The organism is Campylobacter sp. IFREMER_LSEM_CL2101 (genome assembly GCF_025771825.1).
GTDB classification, from domain to species: Bacteria; Campylobacterota; Campylobacteria; order Campylobacterales; family Campylobacteraceae; genus Campylobacter_D; species Campylobacter_D lari_C.
This window is the reverse complement of record NZ_JAKMQZ010000002.1, coordinates 1-24304: the sequence shown is the minus strand read 5'-3', so window position 1 is coordinate 24304 and position 24304 is coordinate 1. Positions and strand designations below refer to the sequence as shown.

Annotated in this window: 22 protein-coding genes; 10 read left to right on the top strand and 12 right to left on the bottom strand. The window is 27.0% G+C overall.

The features are described from left to right. Window positions 1-54 precede the first annotated feature (54 nt). The 4 genes from L8V88_RS01455 to L8V88_RS01440 are packed head-to-tail and all read left to right on the top strand — an operon-like array spanning window position 55 to window position 4965. The gene (locus tag L8V88_RS01455; protein ID WP_263726493.1) at window positions 55-483 is read left to right on the top strand and encodes a hypothetical protein; all 429 of its coding nucleotides are present in this window, start codon (window positions 55-57) and stop codon (window positions 481-483) included. Window positions 484-492: 9 nt separating this feature from the next. After that, window positions 493-1320 carry an SIR2 family NAD-dependent protein deacylase gene (locus L8V88_RS01450; protein ID WP_263726492.1) on the top strand — a complete coding sequence of 276 codons (828 nt, stop codon included), beginning with the start codon at window positions 493-495 and terminating at the stop codon, window positions 1318-1320. Between the two features lie 27 nt (window positions 1321-1347). Further along, window positions 1348-2745, top strand: coding sequence for a DUF262 domain-containing protein (locus tag L8V88_RS01445; RefSeq protein WP_263726491.1), 1398 nt, complete (start codon window positions 1348-1350; stop codon window positions 2743-2745). Between the two features lie 18 nt (window positions 2746-2763). Further along, on the top strand, window positions 2764-4965 hold the full coding sequence (locus L8V88_RS01440) for a DUF262 domain-containing protein (protein ID WP_263726490.1): 2202 nt from the start codon (window positions 2764-2766) through the stop codon (window positions 4963-4965). A 4-nt stretch (window positions 4966-4969) separates the two neighbouring features. Here L8V88_RS01440 and L8V88_RS01435 read toward each other — a convergent pair whose 3' ends face one another. Beyond that, a complete protein-coding gene (locus L8V88_RS01435; protein ID WP_263726489.1) occupies window positions 4970-5266 on the bottom strand; it encodes a hypothetical protein in 297 nt (98 codons plus the stop codon). Window positions 5267-5363: 97 nt separating this feature from the next. Here L8V88_RS01435 and L8V88_RS01430 point away from each other — a divergent pair, with 97 nt between their 5' ends. Then, a complete protein-coding gene (locus L8V88_RS01430) occupies window positions 5364-7013 on the top strand; it encodes a WG repeat-containing protein (protein WP_263726488.1) in 1650 nt (549 codons plus the stop codon). Between the two features lie 34 nt (window positions 7014-7047). Here the strand turns inward: L8V88_RS01430 and L8V88_RS01425 are convergent, their stop codons facing one another. From L8V88_RS01425 to L8V88_RS01405, 5 genes are all read right to left on the bottom strand, one after another. Further along, entirely contained in the window at window positions 7048-8115 is a 1068-nt protein-coding gene (locus tag L8V88_RS01425) for a WG repeat-containing protein (RefSeq protein WP_263726487.1), read from the bottom strand. Window positions 8116-8320: 205 nt separating this feature from the next. Then, entirely contained in the window at window positions 8321-8506 is a 186-nt protein-coding gene (locus L8V88_RS01420; protein WP_263726486.1) for a hypothetical protein, read from the bottom strand. Window positions 8507-8533: 27 nt separating this feature from the next. Beyond that, window positions 8534-9967, bottom strand: a complete 1434-nt coding sequence (locus L8V88_RS01415) for a WG repeat-containing protein (protein ID WP_263726485.1) — start codon at window positions 9965-9967, stop codon at window positions 8534-8536. A gap of 129 nt (window positions 9968-10096) precedes the next feature. Next, entirely contained in the window at window positions 10097-11596 is a 1500-nt protein-coding gene (locus tag L8V88_RS01410) for a DUF2779 domain-containing protein (RefSeq protein WP_263726484.1), read from the bottom strand. A gap of 64 nt (window positions 11597-11660) precedes the next feature. Further along, entirely contained in the window at window positions 11661-12326 is a 666-nt protein-coding gene (locus L8V88_RS01405) for a YIP1 family protein (protein ID WP_263726638.1), read from the bottom strand. Between the two features lie 183 nt (window positions 12327-12509). Here L8V88_RS01405 and L8V88_RS01400 point away from each other — a divergent pair, with 183 nt between their 5' ends. Both L8V88_RS01400 and L8V88_RS01395 read left to right on the top strand, forming a co-directional pair. Then, window positions 12510-14432 carry an McrB family protein gene (locus L8V88_RS01400; RefSeq protein ID WP_263726483.1) on the top strand — a complete coding sequence of 641 codons (1923 nt, stop codon included), beginning with the start codon at window positions 12510-12512 and terminating at the stop codon, window positions 14430-14432. Further along, complete coding sequence (locus L8V88_RS01395; RefSeq protein ID WP_263726482.1) at window positions 14416-15753, top strand: McrC family protein; 1338 nt, start codon at window positions 14416-14418, stop codon at window positions 15751-15753. The genes L8V88_RS01400 and L8V88_RS01395 overlap by 17 nt, the downstream gene beginning before the upstream one ends. On the opposite strand, the gene L8V88_RS01390 is transcribed toward L8V88_RS01395, so the two are convergent. The 5 genes from L8V88_RS01390 to L8V88_RS01370 form a co-directional block, all read right to left on the bottom strand. Next, window positions 15745-16437 (bottom strand): hypothetical protein, encoded by a 693-nt coding sequence (locus tag L8V88_RS01390; RefSeq protein ID WP_263726481.1) that lies wholly within the window; start codon window positions 16435-16437, stop codon window positions 15745-15747. The two genes, L8V88_RS01395 and L8V88_RS01390, sit on opposite strands and share 9 nt — an antisense overlap. A 13-nt stretch (window positions 16438-16450) precedes the next feature. Continuing rightward, entirely contained in the window at window positions 16451-18373 is a 1923-nt protein-coding gene (locus tag L8V88_RS01385) for an AAA family ATPase (protein ID WP_263726480.1), read from the bottom strand. 75 nt (window positions 18374-18448) lie between these two features. After that, window positions 18449-19102, bottom strand: a complete 654-nt coding sequence (locus tag L8V88_RS01380) for a hypothetical protein (protein ID WP_263726479.1) — start codon at window positions 19100-19102, stop codon at window positions 18449-18451. A 24-nt stretch (window positions 19103-19126) separates the two neighbouring features. Continuing rightward, the gene (locus L8V88_RS01375) at window positions 19127-19894 is read right to left on the bottom strand and encodes an agmatine deiminase family protein (RefSeq protein WP_263726478.1); all 768 of its coding nucleotides are present in this window, start codon (window positions 19892-19894) and stop codon (window positions 19127-19129) included. Beyond that, complete coding sequence (locus tag L8V88_RS01370; protein WP_263726477.1) at window positions 19891-20439, bottom strand: hypothetical protein; 549 nt, start codon at window positions 20437-20439, stop codon at window positions 19891-19893. The genes L8V88_RS01375 and L8V88_RS01370 overlap by 4 nt, the downstream gene beginning before the upstream one ends. A 108-nt stretch (window positions 20440-20547) precedes the next feature. Between L8V88_RS01370 and L8V88_RS01365 the strand changes: the two genes are divergently transcribed. Then, entirely contained in the window at window positions 20548-21954 is a 1407-nt protein-coding gene (locus L8V88_RS01365) for a PD-(D/E)XK nuclease family protein (RefSeq protein ID WP_263726476.1), read from the top strand. Between the two features lie 4 nt (window positions 21955-21958). Here L8V88_RS01365 and L8V88_RS01360 read toward each other — a convergent pair whose 3' ends face one another. Beyond that, on the bottom strand, window positions 21959-22879 hold the full coding sequence (locus tag L8V88_RS01360) for a helix-turn-helix transcriptional regulator (RefSeq protein ID WP_263726475.1): 921 nt from the start codon (window positions 22877-22879) through the stop codon (window positions 21959-21961). Between the two features lie 535 nt (window positions 22880-23414). Here L8V88_RS01360 and L8V88_RS01355 point away from each other — a divergent pair. Together L8V88_RS01355 and L8V88_RS01350 are read left to right on the top strand one after the other, a co-directional pair. Further along, the gene (locus tag L8V88_RS01355) at window positions 23415-23753 is read left to right on the top strand and encodes a hypothetical protein (RefSeq protein ID WP_263726474.1); all 339 of its coding nucleotides are present in this window, start codon (window positions 23415-23417) and stop codon (window positions 23751-23753) included. A 208-nt stretch (window positions 23754-23961) separates the two neighbouring features. Beyond that, entirely contained in the window at window positions 23962-24135 is a 174-nt protein-coding gene (locus L8V88_RS01350) for a hypothetical protein (protein WP_263726473.1), read from the top strand. Window positions 24136-24304: the final 169 nt, after the last annotated feature.

Genomic DNA, 24304 nt, shown 5'->3' with positions numbered 1-24304 from the left:
AAAGTCCATTTTATATAGTATAATTATATCAATACAATATAAAAAGGATGAAAAATGGCTTTAGCGGTTGAGACTATTCAAGATTATACCATCCAAAAAGGTAAAAAATCTTTTTGGATGTGTTTTAACACTCCAAACAATGATTTTCATGTCAATAAAACAAAACATAGTGATTTGTTTGATAAAGACAAGACAGATTATAAAGCTAGAGATGAATTTTTAGCTTTTATGAAAGAAAATTTTCCAAAAACAAAACTAACTATGGTATTTGATACGGCTCCGGTGGGGTATTTGTCGTATCCTTATTTAGGTAGTCTTGCTGTTGATTGTGAGGAAAATGATGAGGTTTATAAGGCTATAAACAAAAAATACGAAGATGAAAATTGCATGCCAAAATCTATGAATGCAGTTTTTTGGGAAATGGGCCTTGAAGTAGCTAAAGAACTACATGAGGCTAGGAAATTTGATTATGAAAATTTTTAAAGGTAAAAAATGCAAATACAAACTTATATAAAAGAAGCTTTAGACAAAGCAGAGGTAATCATCATCACAGCTGGAGCTGGCATGGGAGTAGATAGTGGTTTGCCTGATTTTAGAGGAAAAGAAGGTTTTTGGAGAGCTTATCCGCATTTGCAAAAACTAGGCATAGACTTTGAACGCATGGCTAATCCTACAAATTTTTATACAAATGCACAGCTTGCTTGGGCTTTTTATGGACATAGATTTAAATTATACAAAGATACTAAGCCACATAAAGGTTATGAGATACTTTTAAAACTTGCAAAAAGCAAACAAGATTATTATGTCGTTACGACTAATGTAGATGGGCATTTTAAAAAGGCTGGTTTTGATGAGAATAAAATTTATGAATTTCATGGAAATATAAATTATTTACAATGTTTTAATTATGCATGTGGTGATTTGATTTGGCAAATGCAAGAAGAATTAGATATAGATATGGAAAATTTCAAAGCTTTATCTTTGCCAAAATGTCCTAGATGTCAAGGCTTAGCAAGGCCAAATATCTTAATGTTTAATGATGGTAGTTTTAATGATAGCCGTTATTTTTTACAAAAGCAAAGTTATAAAAACTGGCTTAAACCCTTAGAGGATAAAAACATCTTGCTTATAGAGCTTGGAGCTGGTAAAGCTGTGCCTAGTATGCGTATGTTTGGCGAGGATTTTTGTAAAAAAAGCAAAGCTAGAACACTTTTAAGGATCAATCCAAATGAGTGTGATTTTCCAAAGTTTTTTAGAAATGGCATAGGGCTTAAGATGAAAGCTTTGGAAGCTTTGGAAATGATAGATAGTTTGATATAATAAGTTTAAAATTTAGAAAGGCTATAAATGAGTGGTGAAAATACAGAAGTAAAATCTTGTGTTGTGAGTTTGAATGAGTTGGTGTGTGGAGATATAATTAATGGTAGCGGTATTTTTGATAAAGCTTTTTCTTTAAACATACCTGATTATCAACGCCCTTATGCTTGGGAGAAAAAGCATGTTAAAATTCTTTTAAAAGATATAAGCGAACAAATAGATAAAGATCAAAATAAACAAGATATTAAAAACCAAAAATATCTTTTAGGAAGTTTGATATTACATACAGAAAACAAAGAAAACAAAGAAAACAAAGAAAACAAAGAAAACAAAGAAAACAAAGAAAAAAAGTTTAATATAGTAGATGGCCAACAACGCCTTACCACCTTGGCTTTGGTTTTAAGAGTTTTATGCGAAAACAATCAAGAAAAATGCAAAGAATGCAAAATAGGTAATTTTTTAGGTGAAGTTAATTACTCTCATAATGAGTCAAAATACCATATCAAAGAAAATTACGAATATATAAAAGCTTATTTTGAAAGTTATAATGAAAAATGTAAATTTTTAAGATATCTTTTATATAAAATAGAATTTATCTGTGTTTTAGCTCCAAGCGAAGATGATGCGTTTTTATTTTTTGATAGTGCAAATTCAAAAGGCAAAGGCTTAAAATCATACGATCTTATAAAGGCTTTTCATTTGCATTCTTTAGAGAAAAATCAAGGTGGTATGCTAGGTTATTATGCAAGGAAATTTGAAAATCTTGCAAAAGATGAAAGGAAAATCACTATTTTATTTGATGAGCTTTTAGCACCTGCTAGAGCATGGTTAAAGCACAAAAGCATTAATGCTAATGATATTAAAGCATACGAAGAGTTTTGTAAAGAATTTTTTAGCGATAAATTCCTTTATAGCAAGGAAGATTTAGGAATTTTAAGTAGTTTTGCTAATGGGGTGGATTTTTTTGAGTATTTGTTTAAATACAATGAGTTTTTTGATAAGTTATCAAATAATGCTTTATACCAAGAGCTAGATGAAATATATTACACAGGATTTATTTACAACAAATACATTTATGCCATTGCTGTGATGATTTATTTTTCTAAATTTCCAAATGGTAATAGTGATTATTTCTTAGCCTTACTTGCAAGAGCTGCTTTTAGCTTAAGAGTTTATAGACCAAGTATTTATAGGGCTACTCAAAGAGATTATGCTTTGGAATTTTTAGAAAAAGTGTATTTTGTATCTTTTGAAGAGGAATTAGAGCAAAATTTACTTGATTTTATAGCTATAAAAAACGAAGAAGAAAGAAAATCAACACAAGAATTAGATGGTGGAAGAGGTGATTATATAGAAATTGTTAAAAAATACTATCAAGGTGAAGATGCTCTATATAAAAACATCCCATCACATTATGTAAAAAAATAAAAAATAAAGGTATAAACAATGAGTAATAAAGCAAATATTAAAAATATTAGTGAAGTGGCGGATAATAATAAGATCTTTTTTGAAATTCCACCTTATCAAAGACTATATGAGTGGAATAAAGAGCAAATACAAACCTTACTTAATGATATAAAAACTAAATTTGATGAAAATAAGAATAAAGAATACTTTATCGGTAATGTAGTAGTAAGTAAAAAAGATGATAAATACCTACTCATAGATGGCCAACAACGCTTAACAACTTTGTTTTTGATAGGATTTTTTCTTTCTTATAAAAATCCAACTTATAAAAATCCAAGCGATCAGCCAAAGTGGAAAGAATTTATAATGCAAAGTGATAAACTTAGAATCTCCATGCCTATAAGAGAAAAAGAAGAAGAAGTTCTAAAAGAATTTGCTAAATTTTGTAAAGATAATCAAAATAATGAGAGAAAAAATGATATTTTTTTACAAGAAATTAAAAAATTTCCACAAGATATATGCCAAAACATACCGCAAGCTTTAGAAACTATAGTAAATTGGTTTGAAGAGAATATCAAAAATAATGATGATATTGTAAAGTTTTCTAATTTTATTTATGAAAAAGTAAAATTTGTTTTTGTAGAATTAACCCAAAATACTGACTTAAATCGCTTTTTTATCCGTATGAATAACCGCGGCAAACAATTAGAAAAACATGAAATTTTAAAAGCAAGACTGCTTTCAAATATTAATGAAAACGAAAGAGCTTTTTATGCTCATATATGGGATATTTGCTCACAAATGGATAATTATATCTTTCAAAAAGCTAGCGATAGAGTGATTTCTAAGTCAAATGAAAGTAGTGGAGATTCTATAAATAATATCATACAACCTAAAAAATCATTTGACAAACCAAATCAAGACAAGGAAAACCAAGGTAAATTTAAATCTATAGTGGATTTTCCTACTTTTTTATTGCATGTTTATAAAATTTGTAATGAACAAGATATTACTATAGATAAAAATAAGCTTTTAGAAATTATAAAAATAGAACAAAAAGAAATAGAACAAAAAGAAATAGAACAAAAAGAAATAGAACAAAAAGAAATAGAACAAAAAGAAATAGAACAAAAAGAAATAGAACAAAAAGAAATAGAACAAAAAGAAATAGAACAAAAAGTTAAAAAATTCATAGAAAATCTTTTAAAACATAGAATTTTATTTGATTATTTTGTTGTTAAGGGTATAGATGATGTGGAAAATTCTTATAAGATTAGAAGGTTGACCGATAATACATACACAATCAGCGAAGATTCTAATGCCATGCCTGAACTTGCTATGGTGCAAAATTATCTACGTGTAGCAAGAAGTGGTATGTCTAATAATCATCATCACTGGCTTACTCCGTTTTTGAAAAAATTAGATAATTATTTTAGTAATTTCAAAAGTAATAATATAATATCTGAAATTGTAAAATTTTTTTCTAGTGATTTTAATATTACTAGCGAAAAATTTGAGAATAATGTAGAATATTATATAAAATTACTAATAAATAATGATAATCTAAAAGAATTTTATAAAAACACACAATCAGATTTAATACATTTCCTAGAAATTTTAGACACAGCTTTAGCTAAAGAGCAATTGCAAGATAAAGTTTTAATTGATAAAGTTAATGAAATTCTAAATTCGGAAAATAATTTGAAAGCAACTGGCAATGTTGACTTAAATAAATTTTATATAAAAGAGCATGAAACACAAAAATGCATATTAGATCAAGGCACTGCAACTTTACATTATTGGTTTTATCGTTTGGAGTATTATTTGTGGAAAAATGCTGAAGCTAATAATAATAAAGTTAAAATATGTGATAAAGAAATGGATAAGAAAAAATTTGATAATTTTTATTTTAGAAATTTAAATTCCATAGAGCATGTGCAAGCGCAAAGTAAAGCACAAGGATGGGGAGAAGTAGACAATTTTGGAAATTTAGCTCTTATTAGCTCTAGTTTTAACTCATCTTTGAATAACCAAGATGTGCCAAGTAAGTATAGAGATTTTCAAAAAAGATATATAGATGATACTAAAAAAGCAGTTATATCTTTAAAACTATGGCTTATATATGCACTAGCTAAAGATAATGATGAAATTACTTGGACTTTTGTAAAAGCTAAAAAACACAAAATCCAAATGTTAAAAATTCTAAAAAATTCTTTCAAAAGCGATCAAGATAAAGCCTAAGGCTTTATCTTTTCATAAATTTAGCAAGGACTTTGTTTTTGCTTCTTATCTTACGAAAATACTCTTTTGATAAGATATCTTTTAAAATTTTAGCATTGTTGTAGCTTAGATTAGTTTTTCTTTGTATGTAAGAAATGGCTTTATTTGCTAAATTTTTCTCTCTTGATTTTTTTATCAAAGTCTTATCTAAAGTAGCTATTTTAGGCATGTTTTTGATAAATTCTAGATACTCTTCTTTGCTTTCAAAGGGAGATTCTTCAAAACTAAATGGAACCTGATTTGGTATTTTTTTCTTTTTCATGTTTTCCTCCATATTTTTAAAATGATATTCTAGCATAAATTATAGACAATCTTAGTCTATAAAATTCTAATATAATTTCATTTTACAAAGAAAAGTGATGAAAGAAGTTAGGATTATTATCGATGATGAATTTGATCATGTAAGAGATTTTCAAAATGGCTTTGCAGCGGTAAAAAAAGCTGGTAAGTATAGCTTTATAAATAGCAGTGGAGAATTAATTTGTGATTTTTTATATGATGAGGTTTTAAATTTTAGTCAAAATTTAGCAGGTGTTATGATAAATGACAAATGGGGTTTTATAGATACTAAAGCTAAAGTGGTGGTGGATCTTATATATGATGATGTTTGTAGTTTTTCAAATGATTATGCGCTTTTGCGACAAGGAAATGAAAATATCATCATAGATACTCAAGCAAATATCATTTTAAAGACTGAATATGATGGCATTATAAGACTTAGTGATAAGCTTTTTAAGATCAAAAAAGGCGATGTGTTTGCATTGATTGATCAGAATGGAAATTTTTTAAGTGATTTTGAGTTTTTAAGTATAAAAAGACTAAATGAAAGATTATTTTTATGCAAGCAAAAGATCAATGGCAAGGTTAAATGCGGAGTTTTAAATGAATTTGCAAAGCTTGTTTTAGAGGCTAAATTTGATGATATTAGCTTGATAAATGATGCGTATTTGTTAGTGTTTGATGGGTTTTTGTATGGTTTGTTTGATGTAAATTTAAATTGCATTTTTAAACCTATGTATAAGGATGTGAAATTTATAGCCAAAGATATGATCAAAGTGAGAGTAGGGACTAAATATACTTTGGTAGATAAAAACAAAAATGAGCTTAGTAAGAATAGTTTTGATTTTATGAAGATTATTGATGATGAGCTTGTTTTGTTTTTAGAAAATTCTAAATTTGGTTTCATGGATCAAAATGGGATGTTAATTTGTGAAGCTAAATTTGATGAAGTTGGAGAATTTGTTGGTGGATTAGCTTGCGTAAAGATAGCTAATAAATACGGCTTTATAGATAAAAATGCCAAAATCATCATCGATGTGATGTATGATGAGCTTAGGTTTTTTAGTGAGAATTTAGCAGCCTTTTGTGTGAGAGGAAAATGGGGTTTTATCAATACAAAAGGAAAAACCATCATAGAAGCAAAATACGATGATGTAAATAATTTTAGCGAAGGTTTAGCTGTAGTAAAAAAAGATGGTAAATACGGCTATATTAATAAAAAAGGAAAAATCATCATAGAAGCAAAATACGATGAGGCAAATAGCTTTAGCGAAGGCATAGCAAGTGTAAAAAAAGACAATAGATATTTTTTGATCAATCAAAATGATGAGATACTTTGTGAGCATGAGTATGAGTATATGTCCTGTTTTAGCTGTGGTTTGGCATTAGTTTTAACAAGTGATGGTTTTATTTATGTGGATAAAAATGCAAATATTGTTATAAAAGAGCATTTTGATGAGGCGTTTGATTTTAAAGAAGGTTTAGCACAAGTTTGCATAGATAATCAATGGGGTTTTATTGATACAAATGGAGAATTTGTGCTTGATTTGCAGTTTGAAAATGTAAATGATTTGGGCAATGGAATTTATGAGCTTAGTAAAAATGGACATAAATTTTACTTAGAATACAACGGAAAAATAACCCTTAATCCTTTTTCTCAAAGACAAATTGCATGTATAAGCAAGGATATAGGCTGGAGAATTTTAAGGTTGCTAGAGTTGAAAGAGTAAAATTTGATCTTAAAAGAATGTGCTTAAAATACATTTAACAATCAAAGTTAATGTATTTTAAAACATTTATTTTTATGGTTTTTTTGATTTTTAAATTTATCATATTAACTATCTTATCTTTTATTGCTAATATTAGATTGTTATCTAGTATTATGATTTGATCATATTTGATTTTTACAATAATCTTTCCTTTTTTATCTATAAGACCCCATTTATCACTTTGTTTAACTTTGGCAAAACCTTTGTTAAAATGACCTACTTCATCGTATTGTGCTTTGATAATTAGCTTTTCATTTTTATCTATAAAACCAAATTTTTTATTAATCAAGATTGAAGCTAATCCATCGTGAAAATAACTCACGATATTTTCTTTGTTTAATATTAAATATAATCCAATTTTTGAAGCACCTTGTATGTCAAAAAAAGCTAGATCATCATCTAAACCATCTATAAAATTATACTTTGCTTCTATGACTAAATTCCCTTTTTTATCTATAAAACCCCATTTATTATCAATTTCAACTGCAGCCATTCCTTGAAAAAAGTCTTTGGTTTTATTGTATTTAGTATCTATAGCAATTTCCCCTTTTTTATCTATAAAACCACATTTTCCATTAAGCTCAACCCTAGCTAAACCTTCGTTAAAATCATAAGCATTATCATACTTTGCATCTATGATTAAATTCCCTTTTTTATCTATAAAACCCCATTTATCTTTTAAACAAATAGTTGTTAAATTTTCTTTATATTTTTTTATGTTTTTAAATTTAGTTTGTGTTGTAATATTTTCATCAATTTTATAAGGAAAATTTATTTTTATAATATTTCCTTTTTTATTTACAAAGCTATTTTCATCTCCATTATATATTCTAAATAAACCATTATAAAAGCTTTTGGAATTGATACTTCCTTTTAATTCTTTTATAAATTGTGCGTTTGAATCAATTAGAATTGATTTAAAAACAATATGCTGATTTTTTGTATTGTGTATTTTTAAATTTATATAATATATTTTCTTTGCATTTAGCACTCCAAAACCATGATATTCTATATCAAAGTTTTGATATGTGAAGGTGCTTTTAGGTTGTTTAGTGGTGAGCATTGTTTAAATTGTTATTATTTTGTTTTAGTTGCATAATAGATTTTTTATTGGCAAGTTTTAAAAGTGTTGTTTTCACATGTTTTCCTTTTTTGATTGATATAATATTTTATTATAATGTATTTTTATAGACTACTGCTGTCTAGTTTGATGATTTTTGCTTAGAGATTGATATAAAAACTCTAAGCAGTAACTTTTAATATAGTTATTATTTTACAAGCTCTTCTAAATGCTTTAAAATTTTCACCATGGCTAAAGTATCAAGTTTGCAGTATTCTAGTAAGGCTTGGCGGAGAGCTTTTCTTTTGTTTTCATCCATATTTTGCATAGTTTCAAAACTTTTCATAGCTTCGCTTTTATTATGGATTAAATCTAAATTATTATAAGCTTGCATTATAAGCAAGCACACAAATATTTTAAATTAATTTAGGTTTTTTAGTTTTAATTCTTCGCCTTTTTTAAGTAAAAATAAATTCGTACCAAATTTTAGTATCTCACTATAACAACAATTTTCATCTATATCTGCAAAACCCATGTAATCATATTCATAATCACCAACAAGATTCAAGACAACATCATACTCTATTTCTATAACTAAATTTCCTTTTTTGTCTATAAAGCCATATTTTCCATTAAGCATAACTTCGGCTAAACCTTCAACAAAAGGAAAAACATCATCATATTTTGCTTCTATAACTAAATTTCCTTGCTTATCTATAAAGCCCCATTTTCCATTAAGCTCAATTCCAGCTAAACCTTCGTTAAAGCTTAAAGCATTATCATATTTTGCTTCTATAACTAAATTTCCTTGCTTGTCTACAAAACCCCATTTTCCATTAAGTACAACATTAGCTAAACCTTCGTTACAAATCCAAACCTTATCATATTTTGCTTCTATAACTAAATTTCCTTGCTTGTCTACAAAACCACATTTTCCATTAAGCTCAATTCCAGCTAAACCTTCGTTAAAGCTTAAAGCATCATCATATTTTGCTTCTATAACTAAATTTCCTTGCTTGTCTATAAATCCCCATTTTCCATTAAGCTTAACTCCAGCCAAACCTTCGCTAAAATCATAAATATCATCATACTTTGCTTCTATAACTAAATTTCCTTGCTTATCTATAAATCCCCATTTTCTATTAATCTTAACTCCGGCCAAGCCTTCGCTGAAACTCTTAGCAAATTTATACTTTGCTTCTATAACTAAATTTCCTTGCTTATCTATAAATCCCAATTTTACATTAAGCTTAACTCTAGCTAAACCTTCGCTAAAATCATAAATATCATCATACTTTGCTTCTATGATACAATTTCCTTTTTTGTCTATAAAGCCATATTTTCCATTAAGATTAACTTTATCCAAATCTTTGTTAAAATACGAAATATCATCATACTTTGCTTCTATAACTAAATTTCCTTGCTTATCTATAAATCCCCATTTTCCATTAAGCTCAACTCTAGCTAAACCTTCGCTAAAATCATAAATATCATCATACTTTGCTTCTATAACTAAATTTCCTTGCTTATCTATAAATCCCCATTTTCCATTAAGCTCAACTCTAGCTAAACCTTCGCTAAAATCATAAATATCATCATACTTTGCTTCTAAGACTAAATTTCCTTGCTTATCTATAAGACCACATTTTGCTTTTGTGCAGCAAAGTCCATATAAATCATCATTTAAGTGATAAATCTTGCCAGCGATTTTTTTTAGTATATTTCCATTGATGTCAAATAAGATCGAATCTTCTTCAAAACTTGCATAATACATTTCATCTTTTTTTATAACACCACAATTTATTATTTTTTTATTAGCAAGATTTTTATCTAGTTTTAAAAGTGTTGTTTTCACATGTTTTCCTTTTTTGATTGATATAATATTTTATTATAATGTATTTTTATAGACTACTGCTGTCTAGTTTGATGATTTTTGCTTAGAGATTGATATAAAAACTCTAAGCAGTAACTTTTAATATAGTTATTATTTTACAAGCTCTTCTAAATGCTTTAAAATTTTTACCATAGCTAAAGTATCAAGTTTGCAGTATTCTAGTAAGGCTTGGCGGAGAGCTTTTCTTTTGTTTTCATCCATATTTTGCATAGTTTCAAAACTTTTCATAGCTTCGCTTCCATTCTGGATTAAACCTAAATTTTTATAAGCTTGCTCCATATCAGGGATTAGAGCTGGTAAGACTTTTTTTATAGAATAACTCCCTTGCATTTTATAATGATAATAATCTTTATTTTGAAAAGGTATCATAAGATCTTTGATATTTTTTTCTATATTTAACAAATGCTCGCTAAATTCAGGAAAAGCAAGCGCTAAATTTCTTATAACACTTTTTTCAAAGCTTGCATTATAAGCAAGCACACAAACATCTTTTGGTATATCATTGATCAAATTTCTTACAAGTTCATATCTTGGATCGATCCCACATTCGCTTAAAAATTCTTTATGCTCTAACTTGTTTTTATAGTCTATATGCAAAGAATATTGAAAAGGAATTTGCATATAAGACTTGACTACCCTGTATTCAGGTATGACTTGCGTAAAGGATTCAAAATCTAGATGATATATGGGATAGGTTAGTGTATCTAAGAATTTTTTGATATTTTCTTTGTTTATGTAGATTTCTTTATTAAGTGAAGCTTTGATTTGGATTTGTTGATTCTCGGTAAAAGTAGACAGATCTTTTATATCTTTAAAATTGATTATGTTTTTACGGTACAAATTAAAAATTTTATTAGATTTTGAAATGCTAAATATATTCTCATTTTCACATAAATTTCTTTGTTCAACCCAACAATACTTATATCCATCACAATCATAAGGATCAAAACAATGTGTTCCTATGTCTATATCTGGCTCTTCATTTTTACTTAAAATTTCTTCAAAGTATTTTAAATTTTTTCTAACTTCTTCTTGGTTTTGGATAACTTTATCTGTGATGTCATTGAACTTAAAAAGTCGATTTATATCAAGAAAATCACCTCTATAGTATTTATTGTTTAAGTGGATTAGATTAACTTGTTTGATTTTATAACCCAAATTTGACAAAACATAATATTGCAAAGCACAATCATCTATATATGTTTTTTTAATTACTTTGGAAGTAGGTGTTTTTGTTAAAGATGTAGAGCTTTTTACTTCGTTAATGATCATACCATCTTTAGTATTTTGTAAAATATCTATCATGATCAAAATGCCATCATAGCAAAAAGTAGCTTCGTAAATCACTTCTTGGTTATTTTCTAATAGTTTTCTAGTTTGTTCGCATTTTTCATTCAAAGAACTACCTTCAAATTCTATCTTTACTCCATTTGGAAAAAGCTCACAGGCTAGATCGCCTACTTTGTTACCGGTTTTAAATTTATCCGAAGTATTCTCTGGGGTACTTAGTACTTCATCTTTGTAAGTTTTTAGCCATAAAGACTTAGCACATTGTGTGCCTCTTGTGTATCTTGATTTTGAAAAAAACATTATTTACCTTTCTTTGTTGTTTTGTTTGAATTTTAGCCTATTTTTATTAAAATAGGCTAGAGTATTATTTTTTCAAAGGTTTATCTCGCATTAGAGCATAAATTAGTCCGCTTGAAAAAGCAAAGCGTGCTAACGCATTTTGTTTTTCTTCTCTTCTTTGCGCTACGGTTTTAAGATTGCTTTTTCTCAAAACTGCAAAAATACTAAGTCCATACCATAATCCTAATGTTATTTTTAAAGGTAGTATTAAAATCATTAGTGATGGATTATTACGATTATCTCTTAGTGTTGTGTATGCTATATATAATACAACGCATGCCCATATAAAAGCAATGACACCCATAATCATTAGCGCAGTATCTCTTTCTATTCGCATTAGAAATAATGTCATAAAGATTATAAAGGCTAAAGGCAATACAGCAAATAATCCAACACACAAGCTAAGATCTATTGTATTTCTATATATGACTACCTTGCCTTTTAATCCATAATACACAAGCACTGCAGCTATGATGATATATATCAAGATAGCTATGGTGATGATTATTGTATTGGTATAATCTTCTTGAGCTATTTTTGTGCTTGTATTGTTATCTATGGTTTTTTCTATTGTTATATCTTGTTGTGTTGTTGTATAATTTACTTCAGCATTAGTAAAAGTAAAGCATATACACATTAATATGCTTAAAATTAAAAATAGTTTTTTCATTTTATTCCTTTGTTTTTTGATTTGTTATTTTAAATTTTTATGTTGATTTTTATTTTTTAACACCTCCATGACTTGATATTTTTTATTTTACAATTGTAGTTTATTTTAGTGGACTGTGTTTGTCTATTTTAAATTTTTTATTTTGGTATAATTAACAATGCAAAAATTAAGTTATAATTATAAAAATCAAAACTAAGGAAAACTATGAGTGATTTAAAAACTAGTTTAAATGCAATTAAAGATAAAAATTTTGGTTATTTTTTTGATAAAGATGGAAAATGTTATATTTATCATACTAAATTTGGTAGAGAAAGAAATAGTGTAATTTTAGAAAATGATGATATTGAATCGAAATTTGAAGATTTAACCAAGAAAATTTATGAAGATAATAGTGAGGTATTTTATAAATTAAAAGGTGCTTTTGAGGAATATTTAAACGATTATAGTAATAAAAGTACTATGCATATTAAATTTGATGAAAATGGTGAATTTTTAAAAACAAAAAGCAAAATTGTGGATAATTTTAGCGAAACATTTGGTAAAGAAAAAATAGACGAGATAGATTTCAATCAAGGTAATTTTAAAAAAGATATTTTTGAAAAATGGTGGGATAAAAGTATAAATAGTGCTAAAATGCAAGGCAATGCTACGAATTTATTAAAAGATGAAAAAAAATTAGTTGATAATCTTAAAATAATAAATGATGCTTCAGATGAAAGTGGAAACTTGACACAATTACTCGATAAGCTTGAAAATGTAGAAGGTATGAAAGCTACAGCCAGAGAATTAGCGTATTGGATGCAATTTAAAGATGATAAATTTCCACCTAAAGATGATAAATTTCCACTTAAAGATGATAAATTTCCACTTGCAAATGATGCTTCTGTAAATACCGCTAAGTATATCTTTGAAATGCTAAATAAAAATTCAAAAGATGAACTTGAGAAAAGAAAAAAAGAAAATACTTCAAATAACGAACAAGTATATTTTGATTTTGTTTTGAAAAAACTTAATGTAAAAAGAACAGATAATCTTCCACAATACTATATTTTAGATCAATTTTTAAATTTGATTGATAAGATAAAAAATTCTGATTTGGCTTTAATTACAAAAGAAAAATTAGATAAAAAAGATGAAAGTAAAGATATAAAGCAAAGTGCGTATTATAAACTTTATCAAGCAGCTTATGATTTTGCAAATTTATGTGGCAAAGCAGATATAAAAAGCAATGATTTAGAAGGCTTTAAAAAGCTTTTAAAAACGCATAAAAACATCATTTTTCATGGAATTCCTGGAACTGGAAAAACCTACACTATAGTAAATAATGTAAAAAATATCATTAAAAATGAAAATCAAATGCTCATTACTCAATTTCACCCAAGTTTTTCTTATGAGGATTTTATAGAAGGTATTAAACCTACAGGGATTGAAAATGGACAATTGAAACTTGAGCTTAAAAATGGAATTTTTAGAGAATTTTGTGATAAAGCAAAAGAAGAAGAAAAAGGATTTTTAGAAAAACTAGAAAAAGGAAATTTTAATGAAGCTCTAAGTGATCATGGGTATTTTTTCATAGCTGATGAGATTAACCGTGCGGAATTATCTAGGGTTTTTGGAGAATTACTTTATGCACTTGAGTATAGAGGAGAAAAAGGCAAGATAAAAACACAATATGCCTCTATGAGAGATGATGAGGATTTTTATGTGCCTGAAAATATGTTTTTACTAGGAACTATGAATGATTTAGATAAAAGTATAGATAGCTTTGACTTAGCGCTTAGAAGACGCTTTATATGGCAAGAAATGGAGTGTGATTATAATGTAATAAGAGATGAAATTTATGCAAATAATATTGAAGAATACGCACAAGCTTGTAAAAAATTAAACGATAAAATTAGTAAAGATATAGGTGAAAAGTATCAACTTGGGCATTCTTATTTTCTAAAAATTGAATTTAAAAATGATGAGATTAAAGATAGTGATATGAAAAAACTTTTTAGCAACCGCTTTGAAGCGCTTTTAAAAGAGTATTTAAGAAGCGAATATAGTGAAAAAGACATACAAGCATCCTTGGATAAATTAAAAAAACTTTTTGTTATAGAAAAAAACGATGATAAAAATAAATGATAATAGCTTTATAGAAATAGATCAAAAATCTTCAATAATACAAGATTTTGATCTGTATTTTGAAGATTTTATAAAAAATGGAAATTTCTTTTCTTTTTTCAATGATGATGAAAAAATTTTAAGCAAAAATGCTAAAAATCCTATCATTTCATTACGAACGATTGAAGAAAATAAAAGGCAAATTGCTAGTGGAAATTATATAGGAAAAATTTCTTATAATGGTTTGGAAATTGAGATAAATTCCAGGTTTGGCAAGAAGTTCTTAGAAAGAATGCTAAATTATGCTAATGATGTATTTGTTGATGATGTGAGTATTTATCAAGATGTAAAAAAAGAAAGCAATATAAGTGAGTTTATACTTTTTTACATCTTTGTGCAAAAACTTGAAAAAAGTTTTTTGATAGGTTTGCCTAAAAATTATCAAAGTAAAAAATACAACGACTTGCGTTTTAAGGGAAATATCGATATGGTTGAATTTATAAAACACAATATCCCTTTAAAAGCAAAGGTTGCTACAAAAACAAGAGAGCAAATAGAGGATGTGCATATTATTAATGTATTATATAAAGCATTAGAAGTCATAGAAAAGAAAAATTCAAGCTTTTTAAAAAATGTAAAGCATATAAAAACCTATTTAGTGCAAAATAAAAGCGAGCATTGTTTTATAAAAGAAAGTTTAAACAAAGCCTTTTCTAGCAAAGCCTTGAGAAATCAAAACTATCAAAACTACAAAGAGCTTTTAAAATATGCAAAAATGATCATAGAAAGTCAAAATTTTACTAGTAAAAATAAAAATGATCAAAAAAGTTATGGTTTTATCGTTAATATAGCAGAGCTTTTTGAAATTTATATAAGCAAGCTTTTAAGAAATAATTTTGAAGAATATATGGTTGATTCTCCAAAGCTTGAAATTTATAAAAATAGCTTTTATAAACGCTATATAATACCTGATATTGTTTTGTCTAAAGATGATACATACATGGTTTTTGATACTAAATATAAAAGAATGAAAATGGAAGGTAGAAGCCAAAATGGCATGGGAGATTTAGACAGAAATGATTTGTTTCAAATTCATACTTATATGGGGTATTATCAAAAGATAGGCAAAGTGCTTTTAGGTGGACTTTTATATCCTATGCAAGAATTTGAAAAAGCAAAATGTCATAGTGAAAATTCTATCCTTTCAGATGAGTATAAATTTATAGTTGATGGAATTTTTCTTGAAGATAGTCAAGATAAAGAAATTACTCTTGAGTATATTACCCAAAAAGAAACGCAATTTATAGAAAGGATCAAAGAGCTACTAAAACAATCATTTTAGTAGCTTAACAAAAGAAATTTTTCTTTCTATATCCTCGTGAGCGATAGAGTTTATTTCTAGTTTATAGGGTTTAAAATTTTTCGTGCTAATATTAGCAAATAAAATATCCAAACTCACATCTAAAAGTTTTTTTAAACCTTTTGAAAAATCATAATCTTTTAAATAAAAATTATTTCTTATCAAATTTTCATTTTGTTTTATAATTTCTAGCAATTCTTGCTCTTTAATATAAAATAACCCTTCTATAAGCATGTTTTGATAAGGTGAGATGTCGTTGATATTTAGCACTTTTTTATCTATCCAGCCATTTTTAGGAAAGGCATATGCACTTGCAAGATGATAGAGTTTGCTTTTTGTGTTTGTTTCTTTTAATTTATAGTGTATTTTTGCATTATGTTTTATAAAATCAACAACACAAAAATATTTAAAATCCACATAATTTTGACTTAAAAAATTTTCAAAAGACAAAAGTTTGCTTTGAGTATTTACATCTAAAAAATATCCATTTTCTAAATGATAACTTTGGCTTAGTAGTTGTATATTTTCTACGTTTTGAATTTGTGTTTGGAAATTAAACTCATCATTGTTTGTTTTATATAATGCTTTAATGTGTTCTTTTGCTTTTATATCATTAAATCCAAATACAAAGCTTTTGTGTATTGTTCCTTGAAGTGTTATGTTCATAGTTTTATCCTTTTTATAAAAATCCCATATTGATTTTTTCATCATCTGATTTGAGTTTTGATTCTTTTTCTAATTTTTCTAAAAACTCATCGGCGTTTTTGATTTTAAAAATTTTATTTTGTCTAAGAATTAGCGCAAAATCGCCCAAACAAATGTTTTGAAGTCTTAAGAGCCTTTTTGAAATTTGCTTTTTATCAAAGCTTAAATTTAATTCTTTAGCAAAAAATTCAAAAGCCTTTAAAAGTTTTTCTTGCTTTAATGCTTGAAATTCTATCTTTAGATCAAATCTTCTTATGCTAGCTTTATCAAGGTTTTGTAGGTAGTTTGTAGAAGCTATGAAAATACCTTCAAAATTTTCCATTTGCATAAGCATTTCATTGACTAAGCTTTTTTCCCAGCTTTTATTTGCTTCATCTCTACTATAAATTAACGCATCGATTTCATCAAGCTGTAAGATAGCATTATCATTAGAAGCTTTTTTGAAAATGTTTGCGATATTTTTTTCATTATTGCCCACAAAAGGATCTAAAATATCACTAAGTTTATAAGAATGTAAAGTTTTGTTTAAAACATTAGCTAGTTCTTTGCCAAACTCGCTTTTTCCACTACCTGCTATGCCATAGCTTAAAATTCTCAAACTTGAATTTTTATCGATATTGTTTATTAGTTCTTGTAAATTTAAATCACATTCTATCAAGCTTAAATCGTATTTTTTGTCTTTTTTTGGCATTGAAATGCCCTGAAGTGATCTTGCTTTTAAATTTTCATTGATCAATCTTACAAATACTTCTTGGCTTTTGCTTTTAAAGATCTTAGCATTATTTGCACATTTTAAAATAACCCCTTGAGAAAGTTCAGGATGAGAAGCTATATTTTCTATAATGGCTTCATCTATTTTTATATTTTTCTTATTAAATAACTTTTTTATATTTTGAATTTTCTTTTCTTTAGGCATACTTTCAAGCTCTAAAATCACATCAAAACGCCTCAAATACGCCTCATCCATGTCTTTAGAATTTGATAAAAATACACAAATGCCATTTTCTTCATCTAAGATTTTATTGATTTTTAATTTCTCTTTTAAAGAATCATAGCAAAGACTATCTTCACACTCATCAAAGACTATCATTTGTTTTTTTGGATTGAGTATCTTTTTAAGTGCGTAAAAATTTGAAATTCTACTTGATTTTTTATCATTTTCGCAATCTTTAACACACAACGCTTCTTTACTAAGCTCTTTAGCTATGAGTGCGCTAAGTTCGTTTTTGCCTACGCCTGCTTTTCCATATATAAAAATATTTCCTTTTTGGCGTTTTTTTAAAAAAGTAATGATAGTATTTAATTCCTCTTGTATATAGTCAAAATCACTCAAATTTAGTCTAGTTTTAGGTAAAAAATACGAAAACTCACTCATAAGTGTAGTTTTGCTAATATCTTGAGTGAAAATGCTATCAAAATTATTTATATCTATACCAAAGGCATCGCTATCATAATAACACAAGGCATCTAGTTTAAAAAGCATAGAATCATCACTTAAAGCTTTATTGACATCTTTTGAAGTGTGGTTGAAAATTTTTTCTATGATCTTTTTGCCCAAAGCAGTGCTATAACCTTGGTGTAAAGCAAATCTACCTTTGTTTGCATAGTAAAAAAACGCAAACACATCACATTCTGCTTGAGTAAAATTTAAGTATTTTTTAAGATAACTTAGATTTTTCTTTAAAAAGCTAGGATAGATAAATTTGGAGTATTGTTTGTAGATAAAACTAGGGATTTTACTATCTTTTTCTAGTGTATCTTCAAATTCGCTGTAAAAATCTTTTTTGATTTGTTTGCTGTTTGAGAGCATTTGTGCGTGTAGTGAGATGACTTTTACATTATGTGAGTAATAATCAAAATCCGCAATGTGAGTAAGAGTAGAAGTATTTGTTTGCATTATAAACCTTTAAACTAAGATATATAATGCAATTATAAACAAAATAACTAGACTTTAGTTGTCTAGTTATGAGAATTATTTGGGTTTTATGTTTTTTAACAGGTTTTTATAGAAATTTTTAACACTATCACTAAAATAATCTTTAAAATCACTAGCACTTATCATATCGCTTTTTGCATTATTGCAAATACAGCAGGCTAAAACACAATTTTCTTCATTGTAGCCTTTATCTGGATCTAGCCTTTCAATTTGCAATGAGCTATTAAAAGATGGTTTTTTGGAATTTATAAGTTTGTTTTCAAATAGTTTTTTTAACTTATCTTCTTCGATACCGCAGTAGTGGCATGTTCGATTTTTTTCATCGATTTTCAAATACGCTTTTTCATACCACATGGCAAATTTTTTCATATCTTCAAATTTTTCTTCAACCATTTTATCGATTGCACTAAATTTTTCATTTTCATTTTTCCATTTTTTGTTGATTCTATACTTCTTTCTTACCACTTCATAATGATTTTTTAAATTTGCCACATAGTTTTTATCTTTTGATTTTGGTTCTAATTCTTCTCTTACTATTTCTTCAATGTTAAGATTGTATGATTTTGCTTTGATTAGTTTTTTTGTAATTTCCTTACTTCCAAAAACACCTTTTAAATAAAGTTTTAGAAATTTCTTTTTAGTATCATCATTTAATCGATTGATAAATTCAACTCTTTCTTGATTTTCCATTTTTAATCCTTTAAATAAATTTAATCATTGTAAAATATTAGCACTAATGCAATGCAAGGCTCCACCTTTTTTGATAATAGGCTTTAGATATATACCTATGATTTGTTTATTTTTATAGATATTTTGTAAAAAGCTTAAAACTCTCTCATCCTCATCTATATCATAAGTTGGCACAAAAATCACCTTATCAAACTCTAAAAAATTTAAATACGCACCCCATTTGTATTTTTGCATAAATTCTTTAGAATAGCTCATTTTTGTAACTTTAAAATCTTTTAAAGCGGTGTTTAATTTCTCAAAAAATTGCACATTTTCTAAAGAAAAATCATTGATTAGCACATGATCTTTGCTTATAAATCTTACCATACTATCGCTATGTGCGTATCTATCATAAGCTTGTTTTGGTAAAAAGACTATGCGTTTTAAATTTAGGCTTTGTTTTAAAGTATGGATAATGCTTTCCTTGCTAAGCGTTGGATTTTGGCTAAAAATTTTCTCACACATAAAGGCAACATCATGTTTTCTTATGAAATTACCTCCATCAAGGATTAAATTTAAGTGATTTTTTAGAGGTTTTATAGTGGTTTTTAAATGCGGATAGTTTCTAAGATAATCAGGATTATAAATATAACTTGTCGCTGTATTTTCATACACTAAAGGCATGAAATCTCTTAACCATATATTATTACTTGGTATTTCTTTAAAAGCGATGTTAAATTTAGTAAAATTTCGCACAAGATTTTGATAAATTCTTTTATGTTTTGATGATAAAAGTGTAGAAATGGCTATCATTCATCGCTCTTTAGCATGCTTAAAACTAACAACTCATCATCATAAATAATGTCATATTGTAAGATATCTCCCCAAAGTTTTAATTTGCCTTGTGAATTTTCATAATGCTTTATAGCTAGTTCTTTGAGCTTTTGCATGACTTGTGTTTTATCAAGATAGAGCATATCATTGCTAATAGGAAATTTAAGCACGCGTAAGTGAGATAAAAACATCAAAGTATGCAAAGGTTCGCTTTTGCGTTTAAAATTTGTTTTTATGATAGCTTTTGCTTCTTGTAATTTTATGTGTTTATCTTTTAATAAAACATTTTGTTCTAAAATTGAATTTAAAATTTCTTTATCTAAAATAAAATCAAATTTTTGTATAAATTCTAAAGAGGAATTTACCATGTCATAATGTCCTTTCAAAAGCCATTCTTGTATGCTTTCGCATTTTAAAAACAAAGTTTTTGTTTTAGTAAATTTTTCTACATTGTTATAGCCAAATTTCTTTGCAAGTAAAGTCTCATCGGTGTGAGTTAGGATGTGTTTCATGGTTTGAAGCATTTTTAATCCTTTTTTTGAATGATTTGAAAAATCATAGCTAAAAAAAGCAGACAATGGTAGTCTATATTTTTGTAGTATAATAGTGAAAAATACTTAAAGGCTTTGTGAATGAAAAATTTTATTGAAGAATTATTAAGTGTTAATGATAAATTTGAAGAAAATACCAAAAAAGGCATGAGTGATATAAATATTTTTGAAGCTTTGGGAGTTGAGTATAAAGAAAACTATCATTCTAAATTTATAGCTTATTTGATAGATCCACATGGTGATCATTATCAAGAGCTTTTTGCAAATGAGTTTTTAAAAAAGCTTGGAAGATACACAAAAGCTAAGAAATTTAAAAATCTTACAGCCCATGACATAGAAAGCGTAGAAACAGAAGCTTGTGCTAAAGATAATAGAAAAATCGATATACTTATAAGTTTAAAAGATAAAAGATATATCATCATAGAAAATAAACTTTATGCAAAAGATCAACCAAATCAACTCAAAGACTACATAAAACACATAAAAGAAAAAGTTAAAAATATAGATGATTTTCATGAAAATATACTTACTATTTATTTGCATAAAAATGAAGATACCGAGCCTAGTAAATATAGCTTAGGCACAAAAAATGGATTTAAAATAAATGATGATCTTATATATGATAGCTATGATAAAAAAATGAGTTTTTATTTAAAATTAGATTATAAATGGATAAAAGAGTGGATTAATGCTTGTATAGGTGTATGTGAGAATAAAGTTAAAAACAATGAAATTGATAAAAAATTTAAAAATGATATGCAAAATGTGATTTTTACTTTAAATCAGTATAAAACTCTTTTAACTTGGTATGTAGCTATAGATGATTATGTGGCTAAAGATTATGTCATGGAATTTTTGAAATCGAGTAAAGAAAATTTAAACAATGCTATAAAATTAAAAGATGAAAGTGATTCTAAAGATATAAAATATAAAAAAGCAAAAGAAATAGTAGAAGAGAAATGGGATGAAATTTGCAAAGAATTAGTAAGTGATTTTTTTAATGAACTTGAAAAAGAATTTGAAAAAGAACGAACTATATGTGGTATAAAATGGTTTGGATGTAAGCTTGATGAGAAAAGAGTTAATTACGATTGGTTTGATTTTTATCCAAAAATTTATGAAGATGATGGTAATGATGTGTGGCCTAGCGTGGGTGTTTATTTTAGAAAAAGTGATTATAGTGGCTTTGGATTGACTTTTAAAATGAATTATTTAAAAAATAAAAAAATATACAATAAATGCATAAAGCATTTTCAAAAATCAAATGTAGAAAAATCTGATAATATCCGCAGAAGTGGTGATCATTATTACTATAATAAATTTGAAAATTTTAACTTTAAAGAAAAATATGCTTTTGCGTATTGGCTTATAGAAAATTATGGAGAATGGACGAAAAAATTTTGTGAAATTTTAAAAGAATTTTTAGACAAGAATACCATAAAAAGCGCTTTAGAAAATATAAACAATGAATTAAAACCAAACAAATAAGCAATCATTTGCTTATTTGATCAAGGTATTCTCCAACTACTTCTTTGACTTTATTTGCTATAAAATCAGGTTCTAAAACTTTTACATAAGGTATGTAATAATACACTAAAGGTAAAATTTCCATTTCATGAGTTATCTCAAGCTCTATTTCTATGGAGCCATCTTTGTCTTTACCGGTGATGATTTGTGAATTTAGAGGCTTTCTTTCAAAGTATTTTCGTATAGGTTCTTCTATTAAAAGCCTTACTGTAAAAGGCTTATCAAGGCTAAACCATATAGAATTTACTCTTTGAAGTTTTACTTCTAAACTCTCATCGGTTTGAAAATGCTCTTGGGTTAGGGTGATGTTTTGGATATTTTTTAAATAAAATTTTTTGAAAATATCACGTTTTTTCATATCAAAAGCAAGCAAATACCAAAACCCACTAAAAAAGGCTAGTTTTAGAGGTTTTACTTGGAAAAGTTTATTTTCATATTTAAAGACAATTTGTGTTTTGGTGTTGATGGCTTGTTCGAGAATTTGAAAATTGCTTAAATCTTTTTCTTCTAGTTTTTCTGCATCTAGACTAGTGTGGATGGGATTAGAAATGTTTTGAGAAAGTTTAGAAAGTAGAGGGTGAGCCTTAGCATAAAAGCTGTTTCCAGCACTTTTTGCCATAGTATCAAGCACTTCAAGGATTATTTTTTCATCATTTTGCTCTTGTGTATCTTTGCTTGTATCGATACGCCATTTTCTTCCATTTTTAATAAGCCCCATAGGCTCAAAAACCCCTTGCATATCTCTTTTTATGGTTTTAGCGCTTACATTGAGTTCTTGGGCTAGTTCTTTTATAGTTATGCCATTTTCAGACTTTACTAATTTTTCATATAAAACTTCAAGGCGTGTTAGTTTGGAATTTGCAATGTATTTTTTAAGATCTTTCATGATTTTTCTCTAAATTTTTTCAAAATATTAACAACAATTGCTTTATAAACAAATAAAGTCTAGTTTATAAACGCTGCAAAACTTATAGTTTGGAAATGAAAGTTTATTTAGAAAACAATGTTTGAGAGTAAAAGATGATAAATATGTAATTATTAAAATACAAAAGGTTGTATTTTACTAGGTTTAACTAAGAGTGATGAAAGTATCGGTCAAAGCAGACAAGCTTGTAAAAAATTATATGACTTGTTATATCAGCAAGATTTATCAAATATAAAATTAGAAATCACGAATAAATTTTAGAAAGGAGTAAGCTTAGAGTAGGTTACCACATAATCCCCCCCCCTAAAAAAGGGGACAAGGTTAATAAGCCTTGACTATAATCATACTTAGTAGTATAATTATAAAGATTATGTGGATTATATAGCTCAAATTTAATCACCTACTTTCTAGGGTTAGATTAAGCCATAGAGGGGGTCAGACCTACGGCTAACCCTTGAAAGTATTATACAAAAACCTACTTTAAACTACAAACAATATGTCATTTTTATTTAACAATACAAAGCTTTATATTGCTTTAGCATTAATGCTTATGCTTAATGTATTTTTATATCTTAAGCTAGATAGCACAAACGCAAAATTAGAAAAAAGTCAAAGTGATTTAAATTTAGCTTTGAGTGTAAATAATGAACTCACGAGGATTACTCAAGAGCTTAAAACAAGACACGAACAAGAGCTAAAAGCACTCTTTCATGTAAATACTCAAAAAAACCAAATCAAAACAAGGGTTGATGATGTTAAAAACTATATATCCAAAAGCAATGAAACTAATACCACTAAGCTTTTTAATGCTATGCTTGATAGACTGTGGGAGTAAAACACAAGTATTAACCAAAATACAAATTCAAAAAGTGCAAATACCAAATGAAGTATAAAAAATGTAGTTAAAAATTTTTTAAATAGTGTTATGTTGCATTATAATATATTACTTTCTTTTGGATTTTTAGTATATGTTGTGACAATATATCGTTTATTGAAATTACCATTCCAAAAGCTTAGAGATAATTTAGCGATAGATTCTAATAATGATGGTTTTAACGGATAATAAGTATCAATGCACTCCATTTCCTTGTATAGATGGTACTAGCCATATCGAAGATGAAGATACTCAAGTTGGTATTAATGATGAAAATAATAATGGTTGGGAAGATGATGGTTCTTGTGGAGGACAAATTTTTATCTTTAATGGAAAAAGATAATAGATGTCGCTCTAAAGATGAATTTTTAACTTAACTAGGGGTGGTTACTGTGATAAAATAAAGTATTTATAGGGCTTGTACCTTGTAAAGAAGATGAAAAAAAGCTAGCAAAACTCAATAAGCAAAATAATTGTTGGAAGTATTGATGTAGATAAAATACAAGAAAAGA